The following is a 26353-nucleotide window of genomic DNA, read 5'->3' as shown; positions in this document are numbered from 1 at the left end:
CTCCCCATTCCTGTGTGCCGCCCAAAAAAACAGGCGGGCCCGAGGCCCGCCTGTGTATTCAATACGCGGATTACTGGTCGTCGAGAGGGTCATCGTCCTGCCAGCTCTCGTCTTCCCATTCATCCAGCTCGTCCTCCCAGGATTCCGGCTCCCACTCGTCGTCGAGGTCGTAATCCGGCTTGTGTCCACCCATGCTCATTCTCCTTGGATAGTGCACCCGCACTCAAAGTCTATCCAGAAAAATGGGGCTCGCCAGTCAGCGGGAGTTCAAAGTTTGACCAGAGTGCGGCCAGCAATCTTGCCCTGGGTGATGGCCTCGGCGGCCTCCACCACCTGCTCCAGTCCAATCTCGGTCACCGCCTGCGCGAAGAAGCTGGCGGGCAGATCCCGGGCCAGTCGCTGCCAGGCCAGCTGGCGACGTGCCAGCGGGCACATCACCGAGTCGACCCCTTGCAACCGCACGTTGCGCAGGATGAAAGGCATCACGCTGGTGGGCAGATCGAAGCCGCCCGCCAGGCCGCAGGCCGCCACAGCGCCGCCGTAGTTCATCTGGGCCAGCAGCTTGGCCAGCACCTGACTGCCGACACTGTCGATCGCCCCGGCCCACAGCTGCTTCTCGAGCGGCTTGGCAGGCTCCAGCAGCTCGCTGCGCGGCACGATGCGGCTGGCACCGAGCGCGGTCAGCATCTCGCCCTGCTCCTCGGGACGACCGGTCAGCGCCGCCACCTGATAACCCAGCGCGGCCAGCAGTGCGACCGCGGTGGAGCCCACCCCGCCAGCGGCGCCAGTCACCAGGATCTCGCCGCTGTGCGGGGTCACTCCCGCCTCTTCCAGCGCCAGCACGCAGAGCATGGCGGTCAGGCCGGCGGTGCCGATGCACATGGCCTGGCGCTCATCCAGCCCGGCCGGCAGCGGCACCAGCCAGTCGGCCTTGACCCGCGCCTGTTCGGCCATGCCGCCCCAGTGCCCTTCCCCCACACCCCAGCCGGTCAACACTACCTTGTCGCCCGGCTGATAACGCTCGTCGGCAGACTCGAGCACGGTACCGGCGAAGTCGATGCCGGGCACCAGCGGCCACTGGCGCACTATCTTGCCCTTGCCGGTGATGGCCAGCCCGTCCTTGTAGTTGATGGAGCTGTAACTCACCGCCACCCGCACTTCTCCTTCCGGCAGCTGGCTCTCACCCAGCCGGGTGAGGGTCGGTACCGTCTTGCCTTCTTGGTTTTCCAGTAACAGAGCCTTGAACATGGTTGCCTCTTTGATGAGTGTGAAAAGGATCAGCTGCTTTGCCGCTTCTGCAGCTGGAAGTCGAGGGTCAGCGCCGAGCCCATGACGGGTTCACCGGCCAGCTGACGCAAGATGAGATCGGCCGCCTCCTGCCCCATCCGCTGATAGGGGATGCGAACCGAGGTGAGGGCCGGGTAGCAGGCGCGCGCTACGTCCAGATCGTCGAAACCGGCGATGGCGAGCTTGCCCGGCACGTTCAGGTGGCGACGCTGGCATTCGAACAGTACCCCGGCCGCCAGCTCGTCGTTGACGCAGACCAGCGCATCCAGCTCGGGCCAGCGCAGCAGAAACTCCCCCAGCATGGCCGCCCCGGTGCTGAAGCTGGGTCGCTCCGAGGTGTTGATGATGGCGTCGGGGGAGAGGTAGTTGTCCAGCAGCGCCTTCTGCCAGCCCTGCATGCGCTGCTGCAGCATCCACTGCTCCTGGCGGGCGCAGAGCAAACCGATATTGCGGTAGCCGCGCTCGATGAGGTGGCGGGTCAGCTGGTAGCCGGCATCGAAGTTGGAGACCCCGACGTTCATGTCGATGGGGCTGCGGGCCATGGCCCCCACCTCCACCACCGGCAGGCGGGCCGCCTTCAGCCGCTGGCGGATGGTCTCGCCGGGATCGCTGCCAAACAGCACCACGGCCGCCGGATTGTGCTGCAAGAAACTGGTCAGCAGGCTCTCCTCCTGCTGTTTCAGGTGCTGGGCATCCCCCAGCATGATCTGGTAACCCTCCCGGCGCAGGCTCTGCTGCAGTCCGGCAATTACCTCGCCGCAGCCGCAGTCGGTCAGGCTGGGCACGATCACCACTATGGTCTGGGAGGTGGCGGAAGCCAGCGCCCCCGCCGCCCGGTTGGGGATATAGCCGAGTTCGTCCACCGCCGCCTCGATGCGCTCGCGCATCTTGTCGGATACCAGCTCGGGGGTGCGCAGGGCACGCGACACCGTCATGGCCCCCACGCCGGCCAGCTGGGCCACATCGTTGAGGGTCACCCGACCCGTGCTACGGCGTTTCTTCGCTTCTGACATCCTTTCCCTTCCTCGGCATACGGGTGCTCACTTTAAGGCAAAAGCGCGGCACTGACTATTTGCTCAAACCGGATTTTACCCCCTTTGAGGCCGACAAGGGGCAGGATGAATCCCTTCTGTGAGAGAAATGATAGCGCTATCACAGATCGATGTTAGCGCTATCTGGTAGCGCTAACTTTCGCGATCAGGCTCACAGTTATCAGCCGGCAAGATCGCTAGATTGGCGCCATCTTATCCAGCCCGGACACTGCCATGCTGACCCAATTGCTGACCGAGGAGGTCATTTCCATCGAAGCGGGCGCCCGCGACTGGCGTCACGCCATCGAGCTGGCCACCGCCCCCCTGCTGGCCAACGGCACCATAGAGCCATCCTATGTGGCGGCGCTCTATCGCTCCCACGAAGAGCTCGGCCCCTACTACGTGCTGGGCCCGGGCCTGGCCATGCCCCACGCCCGCCCGGAAGACGGCGTCAACCGGCTGGGACTGGCGCTGACCGTGCTGAAGGAGGGGGTCAACTTCGGCTCCGAGGGCAACGACCCGGTACGGCTGCTGATCACCCTGGCCGCCAGCGACAGCGACTCCCACGTGGAGACCATCGCCCAGCTGGCCGAGCTGTTCATGAATGAAGAAGACGTGGCGGCCATCATGGCGGCCACCAGCAAAGACGACATCCTGCGCATCCTGGCGCGTTATTGAGTGGCGCCCTGCGCCCGACAGAGGAAGAGAACATGAAGATTCTGGTTGTATGCGGACACGGCCTGGGCACCAGCCTGATGATGGAGATGAGCATCAAGAGCATTCTCAAGGAGCTGGCCGTGACGGCCGAGGTGGATCACCGGGATCTCGCCTCCGCCGGCAGCGAGAGCGCCGAGATCTTTGTCGCCACCCGCGACATCGCCGAACAGCTGATCAGCATGGGGGTCGACGGCCGGCTGGTATCCCTGGACAACATGGTCGACAAGGCCGCCATGAAAGAAAAACTCGCCATCGCCCTGCGCGAGCTGGGCGCACTCTAACCCCGTTGCAACTGTCTGGGCGGCCCATGAGCCGCCGCTTCCATCTGCTTGGAGCTGACCATGGAATTTTTCAATTTTCTGATGTTTGACGTGCTGTCGGAGCCGGCCGTGCTGGTTGGCCTGATCGCCCTCATCGGCCTGATCGCCCAGAAGAAACCGGTGACCGAGTGCATCAAGGGCACGGTCAAGACCATCATGGGCTTCGTCATCCTGGGGGCCGGCGCCACCCTGGTGGTGAACTCGCTGGGCGACTTCGCCACCATCTTCCAGCATGCTTTCGGCATCAAGGGGGTGGTACCCAACAACGAGGCCATCGTCTCCATCGCCCAGCAGTCGTTCGGCAAGGAGATGGCGATGATCATGTTCTTCGCCATGCTGGTGAACATCCTGATCGCCCGGCTCACCCCGTGGAAATTCATCTTCCTGACCGGTCACCACACCCTGTTCATGTCGATGATGGTGGCAGCCATCCTCTCCGCCGGCGGCATGAGCGGTATCCCGCTCATCGCGGTGGGCAGCCTGGTGGTCGGCGTGACCATGGTGCTGTTCCCGGCCCTCGCCCACCCCTACATGAAGCAGATCACCGGCTCCGATGACGTGGCGCTCGGCCACTTCTCCACCTGCTCCTATGTGCTGGCCGGCTGGATCGGCGCCAAGTTCGGTAACAAGGCCCACAGCAGCGAAGAGGTGCAGGTGCCCAAGAGCCTGCTGTTCCTGCGCGATACCCCGGTGGCCATCTCCTTCACCATGGGCATCATCTTCCTTATCACCTCTCTGTTTGCCGGTGCGGATTACGTCTCGGAAGTCGCCAAGGGCAAGCACTGGTTCATGTTCTCCCTGATGCAGTCCATCACCTTCGCCGCCGGGGTCTACGTGATCCTGCAGGGGGTACGGATGGTCATCGCCGAAATCGTGCCGGCCTTCAAGGGGATCTCCGACAAGCTGGTGCCCAACGCCAAGCCGGCGCTGGACTGCCCCATCGTCTTCCCCTACGCCCCCAATGCGGTACTGATCGGCTTCCTGTCGAGCTTTGCCGCCGGGCTGGTGGGCATGGTGCTGCTCTATCTGCTGGGGCTCACCGTCATCATTCCGGGCGTCGTGCCGCACTTCTTCGTCGGCGCGGCGGCCGGGGTGTTCGGCAATGCCACCGGCGGCCGTCGCGGTGCCATGCTCGGGGCCTTCGCCAATGGCCTGCTGATCACCTTCCTGCCGGTGTTCCTGCTGCCGGTGCTGGGGGATCTCGGCTTTGCCAACACCACCTTCAGCGATGCCGACTTCGGCGTGGTGGGGATCCTGCTTGGCCTTATCATGCGCTGAGCCGGTCTCTGAAATGCAAAACGGAGCGCGAAGCGCTCCGTTTTTGTATGCCCACCACTCCCGACTCAGTCGTTCTCCAGGCTGGCGAGGCAGTGGGAAAGGGTGTGCGCCAGCGCCCCCTGGTTACGCAGCACCACGGCGCGAGCCTGCTCACCCATCTCCCGGCGCCGGCTCTCGTCGGCCAGCAGCGCGCTCACCTGTTCTCCCAGCTCGGCGGCATCGGCCACCACGGCGGCGCCCCCCTGGGCCACCAGCTGGCGGGTGATGTCGCTGAAGTTGAAGTAGGCGGGGCCGCTCAGGCAGGGTTTGCCGAGCGCCGCCGGCTCCAGCAGGTTGTGGCCGCCCACCTTGACCAGGCTGCCGCCGACGAAGGCCACGTCGGCCGCCGCCAGCATCAGCGGCAGCTCGCCCATGGTATCCCCCAGGTAGACCTTGTCGCGCTCGCCCACCACACTGCCCGCCGTGCGCCGCACGCAGCCGTAGGGGGCGCACAGCGCCGCCACCCGCTCGAACCGCTCGGGGTGGCGCGGCACCAGGATCAGTAGGGCTGACGGCTGCGCCGCGAGCACCCGATCGAAGGCGGCCAACACCTGCTCGTCTTCCCCCTGATGGGTGCTGGCAGCGATCCAGACCGGCCGTTCCGCCCCCAGCAGCTGGCGCAGGGCGCGGCCCTTGGCCTGTACCTGCTCATCGAGCTGGATGTCGAATTTGATGGAACCGGTCACCGCCAGCCGCTCACGCCCCAACCCCAGCCGATGGAAGCGATCCGCGTCGTCCTGGTGCTGGCAGAGCAGGTGGGTCAGCGGCCGGCTGAGGGCATCGAAGGCGCCCTGAAAACGGGCGTAACGCCGGCAGGATCGCTCCGAGAGGCGGGCATTGATGATGGTCACCGGCAGGTGGCGCGCCTCGCAGGCGGCCAGCCAGTTCGGCCACAGTTCGGTTTCCATAACCCAGAGCGCGCGCGGTTTGACGGCCTTGAGAAACGCCGCCACCGCCCAGGGGTAGTCGAGCGGCGCGTAGCGGTGCTCCACCAGATCCCCCAGCCTGGCGGCCTGCTCGGCGCCGGTGCGGGTGGTGGTGGTGAGCAGGATCGGCAAGAAGGGCCGCTCTGCCTTGAGGGCGCGGATGAAGGGGCTGATGGCCAGCGTCTCTCCCACGCTCACCGCATGGATCCAGAGCGGCGCCTCCTGCCCGGTGGCGGGCGTTAGCCCCAGGTGCTCGGCCCAGCGCTTGCCAAAACCGGGCTTGCCCCTCTTCGGCTTGTAGAGCGCCAGCAATGCCAGCGGCAGCCCCAGGTGGATCAGCAGGTTGTAGAGCAGCCGATAGCCCATGCTAGTGCGGCTCCCCGCGCTTGCCCGGCTCGGCGACAAAACGGGGCGGTTCACCGGGTGCCAGCGGCGGGGCCGGCGTCTCGCTGCACTCCAGCCGGCGGCCGGCCTCGATGACCTGCTCCGGCATCAGCTCGATCAGGCACTTGAGGTGACCGAACTTACAGGTGCGCTTGAAGCAGGGGCGGCACTCGATGTCGGTGTGGACGATCTCGACCCGGTCCGCCAGCGGCGGGGTGTAGAGCGGCGAGGTGGAGCCATAGACCCCGATCAGCGGCCGGTTGAGGGCGGCGGCGACGTGCATCAGGCCGGAGTCGTTGGCGATCACCCGCCCGGCCAGCGCCATCAGGTCGATCGCCTCGTACAGGCTGGTCTTGCCCGCCAGCACGTGGCAGTTGGGACGCGACAGCGGGTTGATCCGGTCGCGAATGGTGTTGGCCACCGCCGCATCCTTGCCGGAGCCGAAGATCCACACCTGCCAGCCCTCGTCGAGGTGCTTTTGTGCCACCACGGCGTAGTGGCCCTCCGGCCAGCGCTTGGCCGGGCCGAACTCGGCCCCCGGGCAGAGCACCAGCACCGGACGGGCGCGATCCAGCCCGAGCCGCGCCAGCGCCTTCTCCTGATTGACGAGATCGACGTTGAGGGCCGGCTGGGGAATGGTCGGGATGTCGGCCCGGCTCTTCATCTGCGCCTTGGGATAGGCCAGTGCCAGGTAGGCCTCCACCATCAGCGGAAAAGCGGACTTGTTGCTGCGCATGTCGTTGAGCAGACCGAAGCGGTGCTCGCCCTTCCAGCCGGTGCGCACCGGGATGCGGGCAAACCAGGGGATCAGCGCCGACTTCATGGAGTTGGGCTGGATGATGGCCTGATCGTACTTTTCGGCCGCCAGCTGCTTGCCGAGCCGACGGCGGGCTCCCAGCTTGAAGTCGCCGTGGCCGAGCGGCATCGGGATGGCCTTGTCCACCTCCGGCATCCGCTCCAGCAGGGCACCACACCAGGCGGGCGCCATCACGTGCAGCTCGCTGTCGGGGTGGTTGGCCTTGATCGCCTTGTAGAGGCTCTGGGACATCACCATGTCGCCGACCCAGGAGGGGCCGATCACCAATATTTTCATCTCGCACTTCTCCAGGGCCACGCCCTGCGGTTAATCGTTGCTGGCCGAGATTATGCCCGAAGAATGGCCCGAGAAATAACAGAAGATCCCGCTGCCATGCATCCTGGCGCCAAAAAACAACCCATTTGAAACCGACGCGTATCCCGCCGCCGGAACCATGCTCCGCCTGCCGTTTTAGGCTAGAATGGGCGCCAATTTGAGCATGGCCCGCCAGGCGGGCGCCAACAAGAGCCTTTAATACGTGAACAAACCGACTCTGGCGGCTGTCCTTATCGTCAAGAATGAAGCCGACAACCTGCGCCCCTGCCTCGCCTCCCTCGACGGACTGGTCGACGAGATCGTCATCATGGACTCCGGCAGCCAAGACGAGACCCCGGCCATCGCCGCCGAATTCGGCGCCCGCTTCTTCGTCAACCCGGTGTGGCCGGGCTTCGGCCGCCAGCGCCGGCTCGCCCAGTCCCACGTGCAATCCGACTGGGTGCTGTGGCTGGATGCGGACGAGCGACTCACCCCCGAGCTGAAAGCCGCCATCGCCGCCGTCATGGCCAACCCGGCCAGCGACACCATCTACTCGATCCCGCGCCTCTCCTGGGTGTTCGGCCGTTTCATCCGCCACAGCGGCTGGTACCCGGACCGGGTGCTGCGCCTCTATCCCAAGGCGCTCACCAGCTACAACGAGGTGCTGGTGCACGAGAAGGTGGAGGTACGTGCCAACATGAAGATCGTCAACCTGCACGGCGACCTGCTCCACTTCACCTATCGGGATCTGGAGCACTACCTGGTCAAGTCCGCCGGCTATGCCCGCGCCTGGGCCGATCAGCGCACCGCCCGCGGCAAGAAGGGCTCCCTCGGCCAGGGGCTGGTGCACGCGCTGGGCTGTTTCCTCAAGATGTACCTGCTCAAGGCCGGCTTCCTCGACGGCAAGCAGGGGCTCCTGCTGGCCATACTGTCGGCCCACTCCACCTTCGTGAAGTACGCCGACCTCTGGATCCGCCAGCAGCCGCAGGCACCGGAACAGGCTGACAAGTAAACCGCCGTAGACGGGCGCTGCCAGCGAGCAGCCCCCCATATGAGACAGGGCCCTTGAAGGGCCCTGTCTGCATTTACGCTATCCGCTATCACTGCTCGCTGCGCCAGAACGGCGGCGCCCAGCGGGCGATCGCCGCCGCCATGGTCTTGGGATCGAGCTGGCTCATGTCTTCCGGGTGATCGCTGTCTTCCGGCGGGCTGAACGCCAGGTGGCGCCCCTCGCTGTTGAGCGGACGCCAGCGCAGCGGCGTTGCCGAGCGGTGCGCCGGGAAGAAGCCGATGGTGGGCACATCCAGCGCCGCGGCGATGTGCAGCGGCCCTGTGCTGCCTGCCACGAACAGGGCGGCGTTGGCCATCACCTGGCAGAACTTGGGCAGCCCCTCCTCGGAGCGGTAGATCCAGCCGTTGCCACCGTGGGCCAGCAGCTCGGCCGCCAGCTGTTCGGCGATCTTCTCCTCCCCCGGCCCCGCAGTCAGAATGCACTGCAGCTCGGGACAGGCCTGGTTGAGCTTGATGATGAGGCGGGCGTACTGCTCGATGGAGAGGTTGTTGGCCGAGCCGCCGCTGCCGGCATGCACCATCAGCCAGGGGCGACCGGCATCGAGCCGCAGGCGGGCGGCAACCTGCTCGCGTACCTGTTGCAGGCTCTTCGCATCGAAGCTGAGGTAGGGGCCCTGCGGCTCCACCGCGCTCACCTGCTGGTCGGCAAGGAAACGGCGCACCAGATCCAGGTTGTATTCGTACTCCGGCTTCTGGGAGCGGGAGCGGCGCTGGATCAGGCGCTGGTTGTAGAGCACCTGGGCCAGCTTGGTGGCCGGCGCCAGCCGGTAGGGAATGTGCGCCTTCCACACCAGCATGGCATTGCGGGAGTTGGAGAAGAGGCAGATGGAGGCATCGAAGGCGGCCGCCTTGATGCGTGCCTGCAAGGCACGTTGTTGTTCCTTGTCGGCCCGTGAGCCCGGATCCAGGATGATCTCGTCAATCCAGGGGCAGAGGCGGGCCAGCGGCGCCGTGTAGGCGGGAACCAGGGCAGTCACATGACACTCCATGGAGCGCTTGAGCATGGCAAAACTCGGCCAGGCTAGCATGAAGTCACCAATCTTGTCATTGCGGACTACCAGAATACGTTTCATAAAAAATCCCTTTGCTCCCTGTCACCAACGCAAGGAGGCTTGATGCGCGATGCGGTATTCTTGCCTGATGTATCGCTATTCTCAAGCGAAGACGCCCGTCGGTGCTGATTTGACGCGGCAAAGCCGCCATCGGGGCGCCAAAACTCGCCCCAAGGCGGTCGCGCCAATCCCCCAACAGACCCTATAATGCGACCAAATTTCCCGGTTGCAGGAATCAGCAGCATGACCAACAAGGTAATCTATCCCGGCACCTTCGATCCCGTCACCAACGGCCACACCGATCTCATCGGCCGGGCCGCCAGACTGTTTGACCAGGTGGTGGTCGGGGTGGCCAACAGCCCGAGCAAGCGGCCGCTGTTCGATCTGGACGAGCGGGTGCAGCTGGCCCGCCAGGTAACCGCCCACCTTCCCAACGTCAAGGTGGTCGGCTTCTCCGGCCTGCTGGTGGATTTCGCCAGGGAGCAGCAGGCCAACGTGCTGATCCGCGGTCTGCGCGCCGTCTCCGACTTCGAATACGAGTTTCAGCTGGCCAACATGAATCGCCGCCTGATGCCGGAGCTGGAGAGCGTGTTCCTCACCCCGGCCGAGGAGAACTCCTTCATCTCCTCCACCCTGGTGAAGGAGGTCGCCCTGCACGGCGGCGACATTCGTCAATTCGTCGACCCCATAGTGGCGGCCGCCATCAAGGCCAAACAGACCAGATAACAACGAAACAGGCTACCCGAGGGTAGCCTGTTTGCTGTTGGCAGCTGCCTCAGCCCGCCAGACGCGGGCCCAGCAGCTGCTGGCCTGCCAGGGTCAGCTGATCGAGCCACTCGTAGCGGCGCCGGTACATGGCCCGCTTCTTGGAGGCGATCTCCTCCAGCGGTTTGCGCTGGGCGGGCTGCAGCCGCACGAAGTTGGCGTCCAGATCGGTGGCGCCGAACTCCTGCCACAGCTCGTCATAGTCCGCCTGCAGACAGGCCTTCTTCTTCTTGCTGTAGCGCCGGGCCTGATAGATGTGGGCCTTCATCCGCACCGCCGAGATATGCTCGGCCTGCATCGCCTCGGCCAGCTGCATCACCAGCATCACCACCAGCGACTTGGGCCGCACACCGTGGCCCTCCTTGGTCAGCGCACGCACCTTGTCCTGTGCCTGCTCGATGCAGGGCTCCGGGCCCTGTACCGAACCGATCACCACCGCCAGCTGGTTGGGGGTGCCGGCCAGCGAGAAGGCGCAGCTGTAGAGCCGCTTGCCCTGCGGGTCGACGATGGAGAGGGCCAGCTCAGCCTCGCGGCGGAAGGTGCCGTCGTGGCGCAGCACGATGCGGCAGCCGCTCTCGGGATAACGGCCAAGCTCGATGCCATCCCCCAGATAGAGCGGGTCGATCAGATCCGGGTAGCGAGCCAGCATCAGCCGATAGTGGTTTTCCAGCATCTCGGCCCGCTCGGTCGCGGTGGAGCCGGCGAAGCGATAGGGTCGCATCGGCTTGTCGAGCAGCTCGGGATAGTGGGCAGGCAGGGCCTTGAGCGGTTCGGCCTGGAACAGCTCGAACACCCGGCTCAGCTGTTGCCGATAGAGCAGGCTGCGCAGCACAAACTTGGCGCGATTGAAGGTCTTGCGGGCGCTGTCATCGGGATAGAGGAAGCGCGCCATTTTTTGGGCACAATAGTGCCCCTGCCGGGACAAATGGTCCCAGTCTATTGATTTAGCTGTCATTTTATTGTCTCAAACCGCCTGAACGGCCGAGATAGTAGTGACGGGCGAGCAAATATTCAACAGACTGGAAATACTCTCTTACAACTTGGCCGTTTCAGGCCGAAAAAACCGCGATTCAGCGCTGACAGTGGGAGCAGAACACGGTCGTGCGCTGCCCCAGCCGGATTTCGCTGAGCAGGGTGTGGCAGTGAAAACAGGGCTGGCCACCCCGCCCGTACACCTGCAGCTGCTGCACGAAATAACCCGGTTTGCCGTCCGCACTGGTGAAATCCTTGAGGGTGGTGCCCCCCTGCCGAATCGCCTCGGCCAGCACCCGCTTTATCTCCCCTACCAGGGTGCCCAGCCGCTCGGCGCTGATATTGCCCGCCGCCCGCTTGGGATGAATGCCGGCGGCATAGAGCGCCTCGTTGGCGTAGATGTTGCCCACCCCGACCACCACCTGGTTGTCCATCAGGAAGGTCTTGATGGCGGTGCTGCGCCCCTTGGCGCGCTCACGCAGGTAATCGGCGTTGAACGCGTCGGTGAGCGGCTCAGGCCCCAGCTTGGCCAGCAGCGCATGCGCCTCAGCCGGCTCGCGGGTCCACAGCAGGGCACCGAAGCGGCGCGGATCGTTGAGCCGCAGCAGCTTGCCGTTCTCGAGCTCGATATCCACGTGATCGTGCTTCTCGGCCGGGGTGCCGATGTCCAACACCCGCAGGCTGCCCGACATGCCCAGATGGAGGATGGCGGTACCGAAGTCGGTCTCCAGCAGCAGGTACTTGGCGCGGCGGCTGACCCGGTGGATGGTGAGGTCCACCAGCTCCTGGATCTCTCCCGGCACCGGCCAGCGCAGACGGCCGTCCCGCACCACCACCCGGGTGACCTTGATGCCGGTAAGCCAGGGCGAGATGCCCTGGCGGCTGACTTCGACTTCCGGTAATTCAGGCATGGGATCCTCGTGCTGACGCTGAAAAATGGGTTAGGGAGCGGGGCGCAGCAGGCTGCGGTACTGCTCCTGGCTCAGGCTGAGCCAGGTCGAGGGGGGCAGCAGGGCGGCAAACTTGCCGTCATCCTGATAGAGGCCCACCTCGATGGGGTCGCTCTGGCCGGCGACCCAGATCTTGAGGGTAACCGGATTGCCGCGCACGGCTTCACCGGGTGGCAGCAGCCAGCCCTGCCAGGCCTCGATGTGCGCCGCCAGCTGGGTACTGTCGAGCCCCAGATCCGGCCCGCTGCGCCAGCCCTGCCCGATGCGCTCTATCTGCCAGCTCGGCCCCTGCCAGGTGAGCACAACGGCGCTCTCCGGCAACAGCGGACGCGCCCGCTTGGCGCTGTTTTCCTGCTGGGCAATCTCCAGCCGGTGCAACAGGGTGATCACGATCAGCACCACTACAATGATCACGTTGTTCCAGCCTCTGCGGCTCAATTTGAACATGACAAGCCTCCCTTCGAACCGGCAGTGTACTGAATTCCAGCCATAAAAAAACCCGGCACAGGGCCGGGTTTTTGGGAATGCAGCATCAAGCAATTACTTGATTTTGCCTTCCTTGTAGATCACATGCTGACGAACAACGGGATCAAACTTTTTGATTTCCATTTTTTCGGGCATGGTGCGCTTGTTTTTGGTAGTGGTATAGAAGTGACCAGTACCGGCGCTGGAGTTCAGGCGAATCTTCTCGCGAATACCTTTAGCCATGATCTAATTCCTTATACCTTAACACCGCTGGCGCGCAGTTCAGCCAGAACCACTTCAACGCCACGCTTGTCGATGATACGCATGCCTTTTGCGGATACGCGCAGGCTTACGAAGCGTTTTTCACTCTCAACCCAGAAACGGTGAGTGTGCAGGTTCGGCAGGAAACGACGCTTGGTAGCGTTGTTAGCGTGCGAACGGTTGTTACCAACTGCCGGGCGCTTGCCGGTTACTTGGCATACTCTAGACATGTCAGTCTCTCCAAATCTTACTTCATTGCTCGAGCAAATATCTGCCCCGCTGGCCTTCGATTGCGGGGCAAACAGAAGGCGGCATTTTATACAGCATCCGTGATCAAAGATCAACTAATACGGAGCCAGAGCACAGTCATAACCAACCGCGCTCGGCGAAAGAAACCGTGATGCCATCACCGATCACCAAGTGATCCAGCACTCTGATATCGATCAGGGCCAGGGCGGCCGTGATCCGATCCGTGATCTGGCGGTCGGCCCTACTGGGCTCGGCGACGCCGGACGGGTGATTATGCGCCAGAATCACGGCGGCTGCATTATGTTTGAGTGCGATCTGCACGATTTCTCTGGGCCAGACGCTCGCCGAGTCGAGGGTGCCGTAAAAAAGTTCAACGAATTGAATCACTCTGTGCTGATTGTCGAGCAGCAGCAGGGCAAACACCTCCCGCGGCCGATCCCGCAGCTGGGCCTGCAGATAGTCCCGGGTCAGCTGGGGCGAGGTGAGCGCATCCCCCCGTTGCAGCTGCTGCGCCAGATGGCGTTTACCCATCTCCAGCACCGCCTGCAGCTGGGCATATTTGGCTGGGCCGAGGCCATGCGCCTCGCAGAAGGCACGTCGGTCCGCCCCCAGTAAATTGCGCAGCGATCCGAACTGATTCAACAGGTTGCGGGAGAGATCGACCGCACTCAAGCCACTGACCCCGGTGCGCAGGAAGATCGCCAGCAGCTCGGCATCGGACAAGCCGCCCGGGCCGTGACGCAGCAGCTTCTCACGGGGTCGTTCATCCTCTGGCCACTCCTTGATGCTCATTTGTCTCTCCTTTGCGCTATTGAGAGAAAACATAGCAAAGAAATCACGGGAGCCCGGCCACAAGACCCCCATGTCAGCCTCTGTCGTCGACTGCTGCCTGTGGTATCTTAGCCGACCAGTCAGAGTGAGCCGGAAGAGAAACAGCAGATGAGATTGGCCGATAAACGCATCCTGTTGGGTGTCAGTGGCGGGATCGCCGCCTACAAGAGTGCCGAGCTGGTACGCCGCCTGAAAGATCAGGGCGCCGAGGTACGGGTGGTGATGACCCGCTCCGCCAAGGAGTTCATCACCCCGCTGACCCTGCAGGCCGTCTCCGGCCACCCGGTGGCCGACAGTCTGCTGGATCCCGCTGCCGAGGCGGGCATGGGCCACATCGAGCTGGCCAAGTGGGCCGATCTGGTGCTGATCGCCCCCGCCAGCGCCAATCTGATGGCCCGCATGGCCGCCGGCATGGCCGACGAGCTGCTCACCACCCTCTGCCTGGCCACCCCGGCACCGGTGGCGCTGGCGCCGGCCATGAATCAGCAGATGTATCTCAACGCCGCCACTCAGGCCAACCTCAAGACCCTCGCCAGTCGCGGCATCCTGCTGTGGGGGCCGGATTCCGGTAGCCAGGCATGCGGTGACGTGGGCCCGGGCCGGATGCTGGATCCCCTCGAGCTGGTTGAACGCTGCTGCCAGCAGCTCGCCGCCGAGCCGCTGCTGGCCGGGGTCAGACTGCTGCTGACAGCCGGGCCGACCCGTGAAGCACTCGATCCGGTGCGCTACATCAGCAACCACAGCTCAGGCAAGATGGGCTATGCCATCGCCCGCGCCGCCCGTGAAGCGGGTGCCGAGGTGACACTGGTGAGCGGCCCGGTGGCACTGGCCACCCCGGCCGGCGTCACCCGCGTCGACGTCGAGAGCGCCGAGCAGATGCACCAGGCGGTCATGAGCCGGGTCGGCGAGAGCGACCTCTTCATCGGCTGCGCCGCCGTCGCCGATTACCGCCCCGCCCAGGTGGCCGAGCAGAAGATCAAGAAGACCGGCGACAACGACCAGATGCAGCTGACCCTGGTCAAAAACCCCGACATCATCGCCGCCGTGGGGGCCTTGTCAGACAAACCCTTCACCGTCGGATTTGCCGCAGAAACCGTGGATGTGGAACAATACGCCCTCGACAAACTGCAGCGTAAGCGGCTGGACATGATCGCCGCCAACGACGTATCCCGTGCGGGCCAAGGCTTCAATGCCGATGACAACGCCCTCACCGTGTTCTGGCAAGGGGGTCAAGCCCCTCTGCCCTTGGCCGATAAGCTGACGCTGGCTCGTCACCTGATTGCCCTGATTGCACGCCATTACCGGCGCTGAGCCAGTCAATCGACCACCTCCACTCCAATAAAAACGATTTATGACAACACAAATTGAACTGAAGATTCTGGATGCCCGCATCGGCACCGACTATCCGCTGCCTGCCTACGCCACACCGGGCTCCGCCGGCATGGATCTGCGCGCCCTGCTGGATGCCCCGCTGACGCTGGCCCCGGGTGATACCACCCTGGTACCGACCGGGCTGGCCATTCACATCCAGGATCCGGGTCTGTGCGCCACCATCCTGCCCCGCTCCGGCCTCGGCCATAAACACGGCATCGTGCTGGGCAACCTGGTGGGCCTCATCGATTCCGACTACCAGGGCCAGCTGATGGTCTCGGTATGGAACCGCGGCAAAGAGGCGTTCACCATGCAGCCTGGCGAGCGCATCGCCCAGCTGGTGATCATGCCGGTGGTTCAGGCCAGCTTCCAACTGGTCGATGAGTTCAATCAGAGCGAACGGGGTGAAGGCGGTTTTGGTTCTTCTGGTCGCCAATAACAGACCACACCGGCCCGAGCGGCGGTGCCTAATAACAGAATCAGGCCATTGTTTTTTTAGGGGAATCCATGGCAAGCAGTAATCAGAAACAGAGTCGGCGCGATCAGATCCTGCAGGCGCTCGCCCACATGCTGGAGACCAGCCCAGGCCAGCGCATCACCACGGCCCGTCTGGCGGCCGAGGTTGGGGTCTCCGAGGCTGCCCTCTATCGACATTTTCCCAGCAAGGCGCGGATGTTCGAGGGGCTGATCGACTTTATCGAAGATTCCCTGCTGTCACGGGTCAACCTGATCATGGCCGAAGAGAAGGACACCATGAGCCGCTGCCACCACATACTGCAGCTGCTGCTGGTGTTCGCCGAGCGCAATCCCGGTATTACCCGCATTCTCAACGGCGACGCCCTGCTGGGCGAGCACGACCGGCTGCGGGATCGCATCAGCATCCTGTTCGACAAGCTGGAAACCCAGATCAAGCAGGTGCTGCGGGAGAAACGGCTGCGCGAAGGCCAGGGCTTCCAGCTCGACGAGACCATGCTGGCCAACCTGCTGCTGGCCTACACCGAAGGGCGGATCAGTCAGTTCGTCCGCTCCGAGTTCAAAATCAAACCCACCGCCGGGTTTGAAGATCAATGGCAGTTTATCCGCAGCCAGCTGCTGCAGAGCTGACAAGCTCAATTTGCGATCAGTAGCGGCCACGCCGCTCCAGACGGGTTGCAGTAAAGAGGGAGGCCTTGGCCTCCCTTGTTTTTTGTGGCACAAAAGAGGCGGTGAGCACCAGATGCGACCCGGACTGTCGCATGCCAATGTTAGATTCATGCGCCATAAACCTTTTATCGCCTGACAGGACACCCTATGGAACCCGAAATCATTACCGAAGCGCAGACCTGGCTGGTCAACAACCAGGGCCTGCTGATCGAGTATGCCGTCAACATCGCGGCCGCCCTGCTCACCCTGCTGGTCGGCTACATCGCCGCCAACCTCATCAGCGGCGCCGTGGTCAAGGTGATGCAGTCCCGCAAGCTGGACACCACTGTCACCCACTTCGTCGGCAGCATCCTCAAATACGCCATCCTGGTATTCGTGGTGATCGCCGCGCTGGGCCGGGTCGGGGTGCAGACCGCCTCCTTCGTCGCCATTATCGGTGCCGCCGGTCTGGCCATCGGTCTGGCGCTGCAGGGCTCTCTCTCCAACTTCGCCGCCGGCTTCCTGCTGATCATCTTCCGCCCCATCAAGGCAGGCGAGTTCATCGAGGTGGCAGGCACCAATGGCGTGGTGCAATCCGTTCAGCTGTTCACCACCACCCTCACCTCTGGTGACAACAAGATGGTGGTGGTGCCCAACTCCGCCATCCTCAACGGCACCATCGTCAACTACTCGCGCATGGATACCCGCCGCGTCGACATGACCTTCGGCATCGGCTACGGCTCGGATCTCCGCAAAGCCAAGCAGATCCTGGAGCGGCTGGTGAACGAAGAACCGCGCATCCTCAAGGAACCGGCCACCACCATCGCCGTCGCCGCGCTGGCCGACTCCTCGGTCAACATAGTCGTGCGCCCCTGGGTCAAGACCGGCGACTACTGGGGAGTCTGGTTCGACTTCCACGAGAAGGTGAAGCTCACCTTCGATGCCGAGGGTATCGAGATCCCCTTCCCGCAGATGGTCATGCACATGCAAAAGCCGCAGGCGTAAACGCGGTTTTGCTGCCACCCACAATGCCAGCCTTCGGGCTGGCATTGTCGTCTCTGGCCTCGGTAGGGGTGAACACGACCATAAAAAAAGCCGGCCACAATGGGCCGGACTTTGTTTTCAGCATTCCGGGGCGTCGGCTTACACCAGCCGACGTGCCACCCGGTTGAGCAGCGGTTGCACCAGCACATATCCCCCCAGCACGGCACCGATCACCGCCAGTACCCGCAGCGGCAAGGTAGGGGCCGTACTGGTCAGCACCAGGGTCAACAGGCCGATGAGGCCGGTGGCGATCAGGCTAAGGGCAAACAGGGACAACACAGCTTTCATAGCGATCTCCTCATTCCAGACAGTGGCCATCCCTGGGAGATCTCGTCCATTCGCTCATATGCTAGCCATCCTCCACTACCAACAACTTGCGCCTGCGCATGAAATGAGCGAAAAGGCGTCTATCGAATACTCTTTTGGCTGCCATGCCAGGTTGCCACCCCGCCCGCAGCATGCCCCCGCCCTGAAAGCCCTTTCAACGGCGGCAAGCCAGACCAAGTATGCGCAAACGCAAGATCCGGCTGCCATGAGTGACTCATAATCGCAGCGTTTTGGTTGTAAACTCGGTCGATGGCAGACAATTGGTAAAGCTCTGTTACACGGGCCGCACCATGGGCTCGGTATAATGGGCCCGGTATAGTGCTCGAATAATAAGGTTTGGCGGGAGCCTTGCCTGCAAGGTTCATACACAACTTGGAAGACTGATAATCCTATGAAAAACATCAATCCAACCCAGACCCAGGCCTGGCAGGCACTGGAAGCCCACTTTGCAGCGAACAAAGAGACCCGGCTCAAGGATCTGTTCGCCCAGGATCCCCAGCGTTTCGACAAATTTTCCCTCACCTTCGGCGGCGACATCCTGGTCGACTACTCCAAGAACCTGATCACCGAAGAAACCCTCAAGTTGCTGATTGATCTGGTCAAAGAGACCGATCTTCGCAGCGCGATCGATGCCATGTTCAATGGCGACAAGATCAACATGACCGAAGGCCGCTCGGTATTGCACGTGGCCCTGCGCAACCGCTCCGACCGCCCCATCGAGAGCGACGGCAAGGACGTGATGCCGGAAGTAAACGCCGTGCTGGCCAAGATGAAGGGCTTCTGCGAGAAGATCATCAGCGGCGAATGGAAAGGCTACACCGGCAAGGCGATCCAGCACGTGGTCAACATCGGCATCGGTGGCTCCGATCTGGGCCCGGTGATGATCACCGAGGCACTGCGTCCCTACAAAAACCACCTGCAGATGCACTTCGTCTCCAACGTCGATGGCACCCACATCGCCGAGACCCTGAAGAAGATCGATCCGGAAACCACCCTGTTCCTGGTGGCCTCCAAGACCTTCACCACTCAGGAGACCATGACCAACGCCCTGACCGCCCGCGACTGGTTCATCAAGATCGCCGGTGACAAGGCCCACGTTGCCAAGCACTTCGCTGCGCTCTCCACCAACGGCAAGGCCGTGGCCGAGTTCGGCATCGACACCAACAACATGTTCGAGTTCTGGGACTGGGTTGGCGGCCGCTACTCCTCCTGGTCTGCCATCGGCATGCCTATCGCCCTGTCCGTCGGTTTCGAGAACTTCGAGGCCCTGCTGCAAGGCGCCTTCGAGATGGACATGCACTTCGCCACTGCCTCCTATGAGCAGAACGTGCCGGTGCTGCTGGCGCTGATCGGCCTGTGGTACAACAACTTCCATGGTGCCGAGTCCGAAGCCATCCTGCCGTACGATCAGTACATGCACCGCTTCCCGGCCTACTTCCAGCAGGGCAACATGGAGTCCAACGGCAAGTACGTGGATCGCAACGGCAATCCGGTTGACTACCAGACCGGCCCCATCATCTGGGGTGAGCCGGGCACCAACGGCCAGCACGCCTTCTACCAGCTGATCCACCAGGGCACCAAGCTGATCCCCTGTGACTTCCTGGCACCGGCCATCAGCCACAACCCGATCGGTGACCACCACCCGAAACTGCTGGCCAACTTCTTCGCCCAGACCGAGGCGCTGGCCTTCGGCAAGAGCAAGGAGCAGGTCGAAGCCGAGTTCCTGGCCGCCGGCAAGACGCTGGAGCAGGTCAAGGATCTGGTGCCGTTCAAGGTGTTCGAAGGCAACCGCCCAACCAACTCCATCCTGTTCAAGAGCCTGACCCCGAAAACCCTGGGTGCCCTGATCGCCATGTACGAGCACAAGATCTTCGTACAGGGCGCAATCTGGAACATCTTCAGCTTCGACCAGTGGGGCGTGGAGCTGGGCAAACAGCTGGCCAACAAGATCCTGCCGGAGCTCAACACTGCCGAAGCTGTCACCAGCCACGACTGCTCCACCAACGGCCTTATCAACACCTGGAAAGCGTGGAAAGCCTGATTTAGCCAGCCTTTCTGAATGCAAAAGCCCCGCTCGATGAGCGGGGCTTTTTTATGGCTGTCGGGCTGGTTTTGCTGGCTGGCCGGTCGGGTGTCCAGCCCGACCGGCGACGGGGATCGTCACCCCCGCCCCTTCATCATCCTGCCCGATGCCGGCTTAACCGCCAACGGCGATGCGTTTCATGTCCTTCATGTAACCGCGCAATACCTGACCGATCGCTTCGATGGGGTGGTTGCGGGTCGCCTCGTTGACTGCCAGCAGCGCCAGGTTGTCAACGCTCTGCCCTTCCGCCTTGCTGGCACCCAGGTCGCCCGCTTTCAGGGTCGGCATGAAGTGCTCGCGCAGCAAGGGCACGGCGGCGTTGGCGAACAGGTAGTTGCCGTACTCGGCGGTGTCGGAGATGACCACGTTCATCTCGTACAGACGCTTGCGAGCAACGGTGTTGGCGATCAGCGGCAGCTCGTGCAGGGATTCGTAGTAGGCAGACTCTTCATAGATGCCGGAGGCCACCATGGTTTCGAATGCCAGCTCGACACCCGCCTTGACCATGGCCACCATCACCACGCCATTGTCGAAATACTCCTGCTCGGCAATCTTGCCCGCGAACGCCGGCGCGTTTTCGAAGGCGGATTTACCGGTTTCTTCGCGCCAGCCGAACAGCTTGGCGTCGTCTTCGGCCCAGTCGGCCATCATGCCGCGGGAGAACTCACCGGCGATGATGTCGTCCATATGCTTCTCGAACAGCGGGCGCATCAGGGTCTTGAGCTGCTCGGAGAGCTCGAAGGCGCGCAGCTTGGCCGGGTTGGACAAACGGTCCATCATCAGGCTGATGCCACCCTGCTTGAGGGCTTCGGTGATGGTCTCCCAACCGAACTGGATCAGCTTGCCGGCATAGGCCGGGTCTGTGCCCTCGGCAACCAGCTTGTCGTAGCAGAGCAGGGAACCGGCCTGCAGCATACCGCAGAGGATGGTCTGCTCGCCCATCAGGTCGGATTTCACTTCCGCCACGAAGGAGGACTCCAGCACGCCCGCACGGTCGCCGCCGGTGGCAGAGGCCCACGCCTTGGCGATGGCCATGCCTTCACCCTTGGGATCGTTCTCCGGGTGAACGGCGATCAGGGTCGGTACGCCGAAACCGCGCTTGTACTCTTCGCGCACTTCGGTACCCGGGCACTTGGGCGCGACCATCACGACCGTGATGTCGGAGCGGATCTGCTGACCCTCTTCCACCACGTTGAAGCCGTGGGAGTAGCCCAGTGCGGCGCCCTGCTTCATCAGCGGCATCACGGTTTTGACCACGTCGGAGTGCTGCTTGTCCGGAGTCAGGTTCAGCACCAGATCGGCGGTCGGGATCAGCTCTTCATAGGTGCCGACCGCAAAGCCGTTGTCGGTGGCCTTCTGCCAGGAGGCACGCTTCTCGGTAATGGCGGCCTTGCGCAGGGCGTAGGAAATATCCAGCCCAGAGTCACGCATGTTCAGGCCCTGGTTCAGACCCTGGGCACCACAGCCCACAATCACCACCTTCTTGCCCTTCAGCACGTTGCAGCCGTCCGCGAACTCTTCGCGCTGCATGAAACGACACTTGCCCAGCTGGGCCAACTGCTGACGCAGGTTCAAGGTGTTGAAATAGTTAGCCATGGTGATTGCTCCGTTCGATTGATTCCATGCCGGATGGCGGCGTTGTCGAAACCACTATAGCGCGGGACACTTATTGCCTGAACTGATATATTCGAAACAGTACGTTGCAATAATTGAAACGTTAACCCTTCATGATCACATGGCGGTGCTAACTACCCACAGCTGGATATCGGACAGACATCCAGCGCCAGGAGCTGAAAGATGGATCTTCGCAATCTCGAGCTGTTTCTCCACCTCGCCGACTCCCTCCACTTCGGCAAGAGTGCCGATGCCATGGCGGTCAGCCCCTCTACTCTCAGCCGCGCCATCCAGCGGCTGGAGCAGGAGACCGGCTGCGTGCTGTTCGAGCGGGACAACCGCTCGGTACGGCTCACTGTGGCGGGCGAGAAGCTGCGCGAGTTTGGTGGAGAGCTGCTGCAGGAGTGGCGCCAGCTCAAGCAGGAGCTCAAGCGCAGCGACGAACCGCTACAGGGCCGACTGCGGGTGTTCTGCTCGGTCACCGCCAGCTACTTCCTGCTGCCCGAGGTGCTGGAGCGCTTTCGCCGCCGCTATCCCCAGCTGGAGATCAAACTGGAGACCGGCGACCCGGCGCTGGCGGTAGACAAGATCCTGGCCGACGAGGCCGATCTCGCCATCGCCGCCCGCCCCGATGCCCTCTCGTCCAAGCTGGAGTTTGCCAGCCTGCAGCAGGTACCGCTGGTGTTCATCGCTCCTCGCACCGCACCGCAGCAGAACCAGTGGTTCTCCCAGGGCGAACCTGACTGGGAGCGGCTGCCGCTGATCCTCTCGGAACAGGGACTGGCCCGCAAACGCTGCGATCAGTGGCTACGCAACAAGGGGATCGCCCCCAACATCTATGCGGAGGTGGCGGGCAACGAGGGGATTGTCGCCATGGTGGCACTCGGCTTCGGCGTGGGACTGGTGCCGGCGGCGGTGATCGACCACAGCCCCATGGGTGAGAAGGTACGCATCGTCGAGCCCAAGCCGGCGCTCAAACCATTCGATGTCGGCATCGCGGTGCTCAAGAAGCGGCTGGAGGAGCCGCTGATCCGCGCCTTCTGGGATACGGCGCGGGGACAGGGATCACTGCGCTGACAAGGCGGGCAACACTGGTGCATAGATGAGCGAGGGATCCTGCATCATGGCGCGGCTGCCGGTCGGCAGATCCGGATTGCTCAGCTCCAGCATCACCCGCCGATCGAGCTGCAGCCGCCGGATGGTGCTGCCAAAACCCGCCTCGAATATCCGCTCATAGTCACCGGACTGGCGGGCCCGCAGCAGCCCCAGCTCGATGCGCTTGGCCAGCTCCGGATACCTGGGTGAGACGAAAAACAGCAGCGCCAGCGGATAGCGAAACACCAGGTGGGGTTCGATGGCCAGATCCGGATGCTGTGTGAGCTCATCCTCGATCTCGATGACCGAGCGCAGGAAGCAGTCGAAGCGCCGTTTGCGCAGCATGTTGAACAGGGCCTCATAGAGGCCGCCCACCACCACATCGAGGCCGTTCTCCTTGAGCAGACGGGTATCAGGCCAGGATCTGTGCTGGCCGATGCGAAGCCCGGCCTGCTGCCAGTCGGCCAGCGATCGTATGTTGGCGAACCGCCCCTCGTCCCCCTGCCGAACGAGGCACACCCGCCAGCCCAGCAACCCTTTTGCCAACGGAACATGGATGGCCAGCAGGGTGCGCTCGCGCTCCTCATCGGGCGCAAACACCCCGACCTGCACCAGTTCGCCCCCCTGCAACTCCTTGACCGCCCGACCCTGCTCCATCGGCGGACTGGCAATCAGCCGATAGGGGCCATATTCGGGCACGGTCAGATCGAGGGAGAGTCGCAGCAGACCAGCCACGGCGGGATTGGGGTGATCAAGCAGCAGATTCCAGGCCCTGATGGGGGTCTCGGCCGCCTGCACGCTGCCAGCCAGCAGAATGACGCACCACAGCCAGCTCCTGATCATTGCACTCCTCCCCTTGTCACTTCCTCACTATAACCTCTCCTCCTCTACCGCCGAGCGCGTGGCAGCACGGATATGTGAGCGACTCGATGTCAAATATGACAGTAGCTACGGCAAGGGGCAGATCAGAGACTAGACTGAACGTTCAACCTGAGTGGAAGAGGGAGTCCCGCCATGATGTCCAATCTGATCGAAATCAACAGCTCGCTGCTGTTCGACGAGTACCTGCAAAGCCTGGGGGTACCCTCAACCTTGCTGGATCAGGAACAGGACATCTATCTGCAGGAACACCACCTGGCAGCGGTACGCCAGATCCAGGGTGAACTGAGGTTTTACCTCCGCGCCAACGCCCTCACCAAGCAGTGATCCGCAGCCGGTCACAGAACCGGCGTTGAATGCGTATTACACTGGCACCATCCGCCACCCACGGGAGTGCCCATGAAACCAAGCGGTCTGGATCGGCTCTTCAAACCCCAGTCAATCGCCGTCATCGGCGCCTCGACCGACCCGCAGAAGGCCGGTCACGTGGTCATAAGGCACCTGCTCGCCGGCCAGTTCAAGGGCCCCATCCTGCCGGTCAGCCCACACAGCAAGGCCATTGCCGGCGTGCTGGCCTATCCCGACATCGACAGCCTCCCCCTTGCCCCGGACCTCGCCATCATCTGTACCCGGCGGGAACGGGTACTGACCCTCATCGAGGCGCTCGGCAAGCGTGGAGCGGGTGCCGCCATCATACTGGCGGCCGATTTCACCCCGCCGGAGCGCGAACAACTGCAGCGACTGAGCCGGCAATACGATATCCGCCTGCTCGGCCCCAACAGCATGGGGATGTTGTTGCCGGGTCAGGGCATCAATGCCAGCTTCTCACCGATTGCCGCCAAGCCCGGTCAGGTCGCCTTTCTCTCCCAGTCGGCCGCCGTCAGCACCACCATTCTGGATTGGGCCAAACAGCATGAGCTCGGCTTCTCGGCCTTCATCTCCCTTGGCGATCACTGCGACATCAACTTCGGCCAACTGCTGGATCAGCTCTCCCGCGACAGCGTGACCCGCGCCATCCTGCTCTACATGGACAAACTGCAGGATGCCCGCCATTTTCTCTCGGCCGCCCGTGCTGCCGCGCGCAACAAGCCCATCCTGGTGCTCAAGAGTGGCCGCCATGAACCGGACAACGGGCTCGACAACGTCTATGACGCCGCCATTCGTCGCGCCGGCATGCTGCGGGTACGGGATACCCACGAACTGTTTGCCGCCGTCGAGACCCTGAGTCACTCCCTGACCCTCAAGGGGGAGCGGCTCGCCATCATCTCCAACGGCCGTGGCTTGGCCAACATGGCGATCGACAAGTTGCTGGAGCGTGGCGGCAAGCTGGCGATGCCGCCCCGCGACATCGGTAGCGATGCCGACATCAATGACTATCAGCAGGCTCTCGACGACCTGCTGCAAGGGGACGAGGCTGACGCCATCCTGCTCATCCATGCCCCTTCACTCACCGCCCGCGGCGCGGCCTTGGCCCGCAGCCTCATCGACTACGTCAAACAGCATCCCAGGGCCAGACGCTTCAATATCCTGACCAACTGGGCGGGGGAATATTCGGCCCAGGAGGGGCGCAGGCTGTTCAGCGAGGCGGGATTCCCCACCTACCGCACCCCGGAGAGTGCGGTCGCCGCCTTCATGCATATGGTGGAGTACCGCCGTAACCAGAAGCAGCTGATGGAAACCCCCGCATCGCTGCAGGGTGACAGGCTCGACGTCGACCAGTGCCAACTGCTGATCCGGCAGGCGCTGGAACGCAAGCAGCTCACCCTCGACACCCATCTGGCACACCCTATTCTGCAGGCAGCTGGGCTCTCTACCCTGCCGACCTGGATCGTCTCCGATGCCATCGAGGCCACCCTGACCGCGGAGCAGATCGGCTATCCGGTCGCGGTCAAGCTGCGCTCGCCAGACATACTCCACAAGTCGGCCGTACACGGCGTCATGCTCAACCTGCGCACCTCGACCGAAGTCGCCCAGGCTGCGGACGCCATTCTGGATCGAGTCAGGCAGCACGACCCCGGTGCCCGCATTGAAGGCCTGCTGGTACAGCGGATGGCACGGCGCAGCGGCGGTCTGGAGCTGCGGATCCGGCTGCAACAAGACCCGGTGTTCGGCCCTGTCATCCTGCTCGGTGAATCAGGGGCTGAACCGCAGGAGATGATGGCGGCCCTGCCGCCACTCAACCAGGCGCTGGCACGCTACCAGATCATAGGGGCGCTCAAGAGTCGCAAGATCCGCGAGCAAGCCAGTCCGGAACGACTCGATATCGATGCCCTCGGCCAGGTGCTGTGCCAACTGTCGGAGCTGCTGCTCGCCTTCCCCGAGATCCAGCAGCTGGATCTGCACCCGCTGCAGGCCTGCGGCGCCGAGATGGTGGTGCTGGACGCCAGCCTGACCCTGCAACCCCATGAAGAGGGCAGCTGCAGGCTGGCTATCCGTCCCTATCCCACCGAGCTGGAAGAGGGGGCCTGGCTCAAGGATCAGAGCCATGTGCTGCTGCGCCCCATCCGGCCGGAGGATGAACCGGCCCACAAGCAATTTGTCCTCAAGGTATCGGATGAAGACAGGTACAAGCGCTTCTTCGCCGATGTGGGGGAGCTGGGGCACGAGGAGCTGGCCCGCATGACCCAGATCGATTACGACCGGGAGATGGCCTTTGTCGCCGTAGGACAGGATGGGGAACGAAAAGATCAGATTTTAGGGGTGGTTCGCGCCATTTCGACACCGGATCTGAGCGATGCCGAGTTTGCCATTCTGGTACGGTCCGACCTGAAAGGGTTGGGGCTTGGCAAGCTGATGATGGAGAAGATAGTGCGCTACGCGAAAGAGCGCGGCATTGGCCAGCTCTCCGGCATGACCATGCCCAGCAATCGCGGTATGATCAATCTTGCCAAGCGACTCGGCTTCAAGATCGATATTCAGCTGGAGGACGGGGTTGTCAACATGGCGCTGCCCTGTGCCGATCAGGCCGAAGAGGCATAGCACCAAGAAATAGCGGGGATCAGAAATTGTAGGCAATAAAAAAGCCCGCTCAAATGAGCGGGCTTCTTCAATTGGGTGCCTGGCAGTGTCCTACTCTCGCATGGCGAATGCCACACTACCATCGGCGCTA

Annotated in this window: 28 protein-coding genes; 13 read left to right on the top strand and 15 right to left on the bottom strand. The window is 63.0% G+C overall.

Features of this window, described 5'->3' with window-relative positions:
* Positions 1-70: 70 nt before the first annotated feature.
* The 3 genes from G5134_RS19805 to G5134_RS19795 form a co-directional block, all read right to left on the bottom strand.
* Positions 71-193, bottom strand: a complete 123-nt coding sequence (locus G5134_RS19805; RefSeq protein ID WP_005307545.1) for a hypothetical protein — start codon at positions 191-193, stop codon at positions 71-73.
* 74 nt (positions 194-267) lie between these two features.
* Positions 268-1248 (bottom strand): MDR family oxidoreductase, encoded by a 981-nt coding sequence (locus G5134_RS19800; protein WP_024943260.1) that lies wholly within the window; start codon positions 1246-1248, stop codon positions 268-270.
* 29 nt (positions 1249-1277) lie between these two features.
* Positions 1278-2300 carry a LacI family DNA-binding transcriptional regulator gene (locus G5134_RS19795; protein ID WP_065017885.1) on the bottom strand — a complete coding sequence of 341 codons (1023 nt, stop codon included), beginning with the start codon at positions 2298-2300 and terminating at the stop codon, positions 1278-1280.
* Between the two features lie 252 nt (positions 2301-2552).
* On the opposite strand from G5134_RS19795, the gene G5134_RS19790 reads away from it, so the two are divergent.
* Genes G5134_RS19790 through G5134_RS19780 form a run of 3 tightly spaced genes read left to right on the top strand, consistent with a single transcriptional unit; the run spans position 2553 to position 4633 of the window.
* Positions 2553-2996: a PTS sugar transporter subunit IIA gene (locus G5134_RS19790; protein WP_065017884.1), complete on the top strand. Its 444-nt coding sequence runs from the start codon at positions 2553-2555 to the stop codon at positions 2994-2996.
* Between the two features lie 32 nt (positions 2997-3028).
* Positions 3029-3316 carry a PTS sugar transporter subunit IIB gene (locus G5134_RS19785; protein ID WP_005307531.1) on the top strand — a complete coding sequence of 96 codons (288 nt, stop codon included), beginning with the start codon at positions 3029-3031 and terminating at the stop codon, positions 3314-3316.
* A 60-nt stretch (positions 3317-3376) separates the two neighbouring features.
* Positions 3377-4633: a PTS ascorbate transporter subunit IIC gene (locus G5134_RS19780; protein WP_005307528.1), complete on the top strand. Its 1257-nt coding sequence runs from the start codon at positions 3377-3379 to the stop codon at positions 4631-4633.
* 65 nt (positions 4634-4698) lie between these two features.
* On the opposite strand, the gene waaA is transcribed toward G5134_RS19780, so the two are convergent.
* Positions 4699-5964: a lipid IV(A) 3-deoxy-D-manno-octulosonic acid transferase gene (gene waaA, locus G5134_RS19775; RefSeq protein WP_065017883.1), complete on the bottom strand. Its 1266-nt coding sequence runs from the start codon at positions 5962-5964 to the stop codon at positions 4699-4701.
* Between the two features lies 1 nt (position 5965).
* A complete protein-coding gene (waaF, locus tag G5134_RS19770) occupies positions 5966-7075 on the bottom strand; it encodes a lipopolysaccharide heptosyltransferase II (RefSeq protein ID WP_005307522.1) in 1110 nt (369 codons plus the stop codon).
* Positions 7076-7316: 241 nt separating this feature from the next.
* Here waaF and G5134_RS19765 point away from each other — a divergent pair, with 241 nt between their 5' ends.
* Positions 7317-8105, top strand: a complete 789-nt coding sequence (locus tag G5134_RS19765) for a glycosyltransferase family 2 protein (RefSeq protein WP_043171447.1) — start codon at positions 7317-7319, stop codon at positions 8103-8105.
* An 88-nt stretch (positions 8106-8193) separates the two neighbouring features.
* Here G5134_RS19765 and G5134_RS19760 read toward each other — a convergent pair whose 3' ends face one another.
* On the bottom strand, positions 8194-9237 hold the full coding sequence (locus G5134_RS19760) for a glycosyltransferase family 9 protein (RefSeq protein WP_010635522.1): 1044 nt from the start codon (positions 9235-9237) through the stop codon (positions 8194-8196).
* Between the two features lie 222 nt (positions 9238-9459).
* Between G5134_RS19760 and coaD the strand changes: the two genes are divergently transcribed.
* Positions 9460-9942 carry a pantetheine-phosphate adenylyltransferase gene (gene coaD, locus G5134_RS19755; RefSeq protein WP_010635523.1) on the top strand — a complete coding sequence of 161 codons (483 nt, stop codon included), beginning with the start codon at positions 9460-9462 and terminating at the stop codon, positions 9940-9942.
* Positions 9943-9991: 49 nt separating this feature from the next.
* Here coaD and G5134_RS19750 read toward each other — a convergent pair whose 3' ends face one another.
* The 6 genes from G5134_RS19750 to radC form a co-directional block, all read right to left on the bottom strand.
* On the bottom strand, positions 9992-10873 hold the full coding sequence (locus G5134_RS19750) for a VirK/YbjX family protein (protein WP_043171445.1): 882 nt from the start codon (positions 10871-10873) through the stop codon (positions 9992-9994).
* Positions 10874-11051: 178 nt separating this feature from the next.
* Entirely contained in the window at positions 11052-11864 is an 813-nt protein-coding gene (gene mutM / locus G5134_RS19745) for a bifunctional DNA-formamidopyrimidine glycosylase/DNA-(apurinic or apyrimidinic site) lyase (RefSeq protein ID WP_010635525.1), read from the bottom strand.
* A gap of 30 nt (positions 11865-11894) precedes the next feature.
* Complete coding sequence (locus tag G5134_RS19740; RefSeq protein WP_005307503.1) at positions 11895-12350, bottom strand: hypothetical protein; 456 nt, start codon at positions 12348-12350, stop codon at positions 11895-11897.
* A gap of 93 nt (positions 12351-12443) precedes the next feature.
* The gene (gene rpmG / locus G5134_RS19735) at positions 12444-12611 is read right to left on the bottom strand and encodes a 50S ribosomal protein L33 (protein WP_005307500.1); all 168 of its coding nucleotides are present in this window, start codon (positions 12609-12611) and stop codon (positions 12444-12446) included.
* Positions 12612-12622: 11 nt separating this feature from the next.
* Positions 12623-12859, bottom strand: coding sequence for a 50S ribosomal protein L28 (gene rpmB / locus G5134_RS19730; RefSeq protein WP_005307492.1), 237 nt, complete (start codon positions 12857-12859; stop codon positions 12623-12625).
* Positions 12860-12995: 136 nt separating this feature from the next.
* Positions 12996-13670 (bottom strand): RadC family protein, encoded by a 675-nt coding sequence (gene radC / locus G5134_RS19725; protein ID WP_005307485.1) that lies wholly within the window; start codon positions 13668-13670, stop codon positions 12996-12998.
* A gap of 147 nt (positions 13671-13817) precedes the next feature.
* On the opposite strand from radC, the gene coaBC reads away from it, so the two are divergent.
* The 4 genes from coaBC (at position 13818) to G5134_RS19705 (ending at position 17207) form a co-directional block, all read left to right on the top strand.
* Complete coding sequence (gene coaBC, locus G5134_RS19720) at positions 13818-15020, top strand: bifunctional phosphopantothenoylcysteine decarboxylase/phosphopantothenate--cysteine ligase CoaBC (RefSeq protein ID WP_010635526.1); 1203 nt, start codon at positions 13818-13820, stop codon at positions 15018-15020.
* A gap of 40 nt (positions 15021-15060) precedes the next feature.
* The gene (dut, locus tag G5134_RS19715) at positions 15061-15519 is read left to right on the top strand and encodes a dUTP diphosphatase (RefSeq protein ID WP_005307478.1); all 459 of its coding nucleotides are present in this window, start codon (positions 15061-15063) and stop codon (positions 15517-15519) included.
* A 68-nt stretch (positions 15520-15587) separates the two neighbouring features.
* Positions 15588-16184: a nucleoid occlusion factor SlmA gene (slmA, locus tag G5134_RS19710; protein WP_005307475.1), complete on the top strand. Its 597-nt coding sequence runs from the start codon at positions 15588-15590 to the stop codon at positions 16182-16184.
* Positions 16185-16370: 186 nt separating this feature from the next.
* The gene (locus G5134_RS19705; protein ID WP_005307473.1) at positions 16371-17207 is read left to right on the top strand and encodes a mechanosensitive ion channel domain-containing protein; all 837 of its coding nucleotides are present in this window, start codon (positions 16371-16373) and stop codon (positions 17205-17207) included.
* A gap of 138 nt (positions 17208-17345) precedes the next feature.
* On the opposite strand, the gene G5134_RS19700 is transcribed toward G5134_RS19705, so the two are convergent.
* A complete protein-coding gene (locus G5134_RS19700; RefSeq protein ID WP_065017882.1) occupies positions 17346-17534 on the bottom strand; it encodes a holin in 189 nt (62 codons plus the stop codon).
* Positions 17535-17964: 430 nt separating this feature from the next.
* On the opposite strand from G5134_RS19700, the gene pgi reads away from it, so the two are divergent.
* Positions 17965-19614, top strand: a complete 1650-nt coding sequence (pgi, locus tag G5134_RS19695) for a glucose-6-phosphate isomerase (RefSeq protein WP_065017881.1) — start codon at positions 17965-17967, stop codon at positions 19612-19614.
* 156 nt (positions 19615-19770) lie between these two features.
* Here pgi and ilvC read toward each other — a convergent pair whose 3' ends face one another.
* Positions 19771-21252 (bottom strand): ketol-acid reductoisomerase, encoded by a 1482-nt coding sequence (gene ilvC, locus G5134_RS19690; RefSeq protein WP_065017880.1) that lies wholly within the window; start codon positions 21250-21252, stop codon positions 19771-19773.
* A 201-nt stretch (positions 21253-21453) separates the two neighbouring features.
* Here ilvC and ilvY point away from each other — a divergent pair, with 201 nt between their 5' ends.
* Positions 21454-22347, top strand: a complete 894-nt coding sequence (ilvY, locus tag G5134_RS19685) for an HTH-type transcriptional activator IlvY (RefSeq protein ID WP_010635531.1) — start codon at positions 21454-21456, stop codon at positions 22345-22347.
* On the opposite strand, the gene G5134_RS19680 is transcribed toward ilvY, so the two are convergent.
* Positions 22336-23208, bottom strand: coding sequence for a transporter substrate-binding domain-containing protein (locus tag G5134_RS19680; protein WP_065017879.1), 873 nt, complete (start codon positions 23206-23208; stop codon positions 22336-22338). The genes ilvY and G5134_RS19680 overlap by 12 nt on opposite strands.
* A gap of 171 nt (positions 23209-23379) precedes the next feature.
* Here G5134_RS19680 and G5134_RS19675 point away from each other — a divergent pair, with 171 nt between their 5' ends.
* Together G5134_RS19675 and G5134_RS19670 are read left to right on the top strand one after the other, a co-directional pair.
* Positions 23380-23571, top strand: a complete 192-nt coding sequence (locus tag G5134_RS19675) for a hypothetical protein (RefSeq protein ID WP_005307455.1) — start codon at positions 23380-23382, stop codon at positions 23569-23571.
* Between the two features lie 72 nt (positions 23572-23643).
* The gene (locus G5134_RS19670) at positions 23644-26223 is read left to right on the top strand and encodes a bifunctional acetate--CoA ligase family protein/GNAT family N-acetyltransferase (protein WP_065017878.1); all 2580 of its coding nucleotides are present in this window, start codon (positions 23644-23646) and stop codon (positions 26221-26223) included.
* Positions 26224-26353 lie beyond the last annotated feature (130 nt).

Origin of the sequence: Aeromonas sp. 600276 (genome assembly GCF_049175815.1) — a bacterium.
Lineage (GTDB): Bacteria > Pseudomonadota > Gammaproteobacteria > Enterobacterales > Aeromonadaceae > Aeromonas > Aeromonas dhakensis.
Note: the sequence above shows the minus strand (reverse complement) of the source record. Positions and strands in the feature narration are given on the sequence as shown.

Coding starts and splice junctions, on each gene's coding strand:
- G5134_RS19750 (WP_043171445.1), bottom strand. CDS start 10,873: ATGGCGCGCTTCCTCTATCCCGATGACAGCGCCCGCAAGACCTTCAAT.
- waaF (WP_005307522.1), bottom strand. CDS start 7,075: ATGAAAATATTGGTGATCGGCCCCTCCTGGGTCGGCGACATGGTGATG.
- G5134_RS19740 (WP_005307503.1), bottom strand. CDS start 12,350: ATGTTCAAATTGAGCCGCAGAGGCTGGAACAACGTGATCATTGTAGTG.
- waaA (WP_065017883.1), bottom strand. CDS start 5,964: ATGGGCTATCGGCTGCTCTACAACCTGCTGATCCACCTGGGGCTGCCG.
- G5134_RS19805 (WP_005307545.1), bottom strand. CDS start 193: ATGGGTGGACACAAGCCGGATTACGACCTCGACGACGAGTGGGAGCCG.
- G5134_RS19760 (WP_010635522.1), bottom strand. CDS start 9,237: ATGAAACGTATTCTGGTAGTCCGCAATGACAAGATTGGTGACTTCATG.
- G5134_RS19700 (WP_065017882.1), bottom strand. CDS start 17,534: ATGAAAGCTGTGTTGTCCCTGTTTGCCCTTAGCCTGATCGCCACCGGC.
- ilvY (WP_010635531.1), top strand. CDS start 21,454: ATGGATCTTCGCAATCTCGAGCTGTTTCTCCACCTCGCCGACTCCCTC.
- pgi (WP_065017881.1), top strand. CDS start 17,965: ATGAAAAACATCAATCCAACCCAGACCCAGGCCTGGCAGGCACTGGAA.
- G5134_RS19675 (WP_005307455.1), top strand. CDS start 23,380: ATGATGTCCAATCTGATCGAAATCAACAGCTCGCTGCTGTTCGACGAG.
- coaD (WP_010635523.1), top strand. CDS start 9,460: ATGACCAACAAGGTAATCTATCCCGGCACCTTCGATCCCGTCACCAAC.
- dut (WP_005307478.1), top strand. CDS start 15,061: ATGACAACACAAATTGAACTGAAGATTCTGGATGCCCGCATCGGCACC.
- ilvC (WP_065017880.1), bottom strand. CDS start 21,252: ATGGCTAACTATTTCAACACCTTGAACCTGCGTCAGCAGTTGGCCCAG.
- G5134_RS19795 (WP_065017885.1), bottom strand. CDS start 2,300: ATGTCAGAAGCGAAGAAACGCCGTAGCACGGGTCGGGTGACCCTCAAC.
- G5134_RS19780 (WP_005307528.1), top strand. CDS start 3,377: ATGGAATTTTTCAATTTTCTGATGTTTGACGTGCTGTCGGAGCCGGCC.
- coaBC (WP_010635526.1), top strand. CDS start 13,818: ATGAGATTGGCCGATAAACGCATCCTGTTGGGTGTCAGTGGCGGGATC.
- G5134_RS19680 (WP_065017879.1), bottom strand. CDS start 23,208: ATGATCAGGAGCTGGCTGTGGTGCGTCATTCTGCTGGCTGGCAGCGTG.
- G5134_RS19670 (WP_065017878.1), top strand. CDS start 23,644: ATGAAACCAAGCGGTCTGGATCGGCTCTTCAAACCCCAGTCAATCGCC.
- G5134_RS19785 (WP_005307531.1), top strand. CDS start 3,029: ATGAAGATTCTGGTTGTATGCGGACACGGCCTGGGCACCAGCCTGATG.
- rpmG (WP_005307500.1), bottom strand. CDS start 12,611: ATGGCTAAAGGTATTCGCGAGAAGATTCGCCTGAACTCCAGCGCCGGT.
- G5134_RS19705 (WP_005307473.1), top strand. CDS start 16,371: ATGGAACCCGAAATCATTACCGAAGCGCAGACCTGGCTGGTCAACAAC.
- G5134_RS19790 (WP_065017884.1), top strand. CDS start 2,553: ATGCTGACCCAATTGCTGACCGAGGAGGTCATTTCCATCGAAGCGGGC.
- rpmB (WP_005307492.1), bottom strand. CDS start 12,859: ATGTCTAGAGTATGCCAAGTAACCGGCAAGCGCCCGGCAGTTGGTAAC.
- slmA (WP_005307475.1), top strand. CDS start 15,588: ATGGCAAGCAGTAATCAGAAACAGAGTCGGCGCGATCAGATCCTGCAG.
- G5134_RS19800 (WP_024943260.1), bottom strand. CDS start 1,248: ATGTTCAAGGCTCTGTTACTGGAAAACCAAGAAGGCAAGACGGTACCG.
- radC (WP_005307485.1), bottom strand. CDS start 13,670: ATGAGCATCAAGGAGTGGCCAGAGGATGAACGACCCCGTGAGAAGCTG.
- mutM (WP_010635525.1), bottom strand. CDS start 11,864: ATGCCTGAATTACCGGAAGTCGAAGTCAGCCGCCAGGGCATCTCGCCC.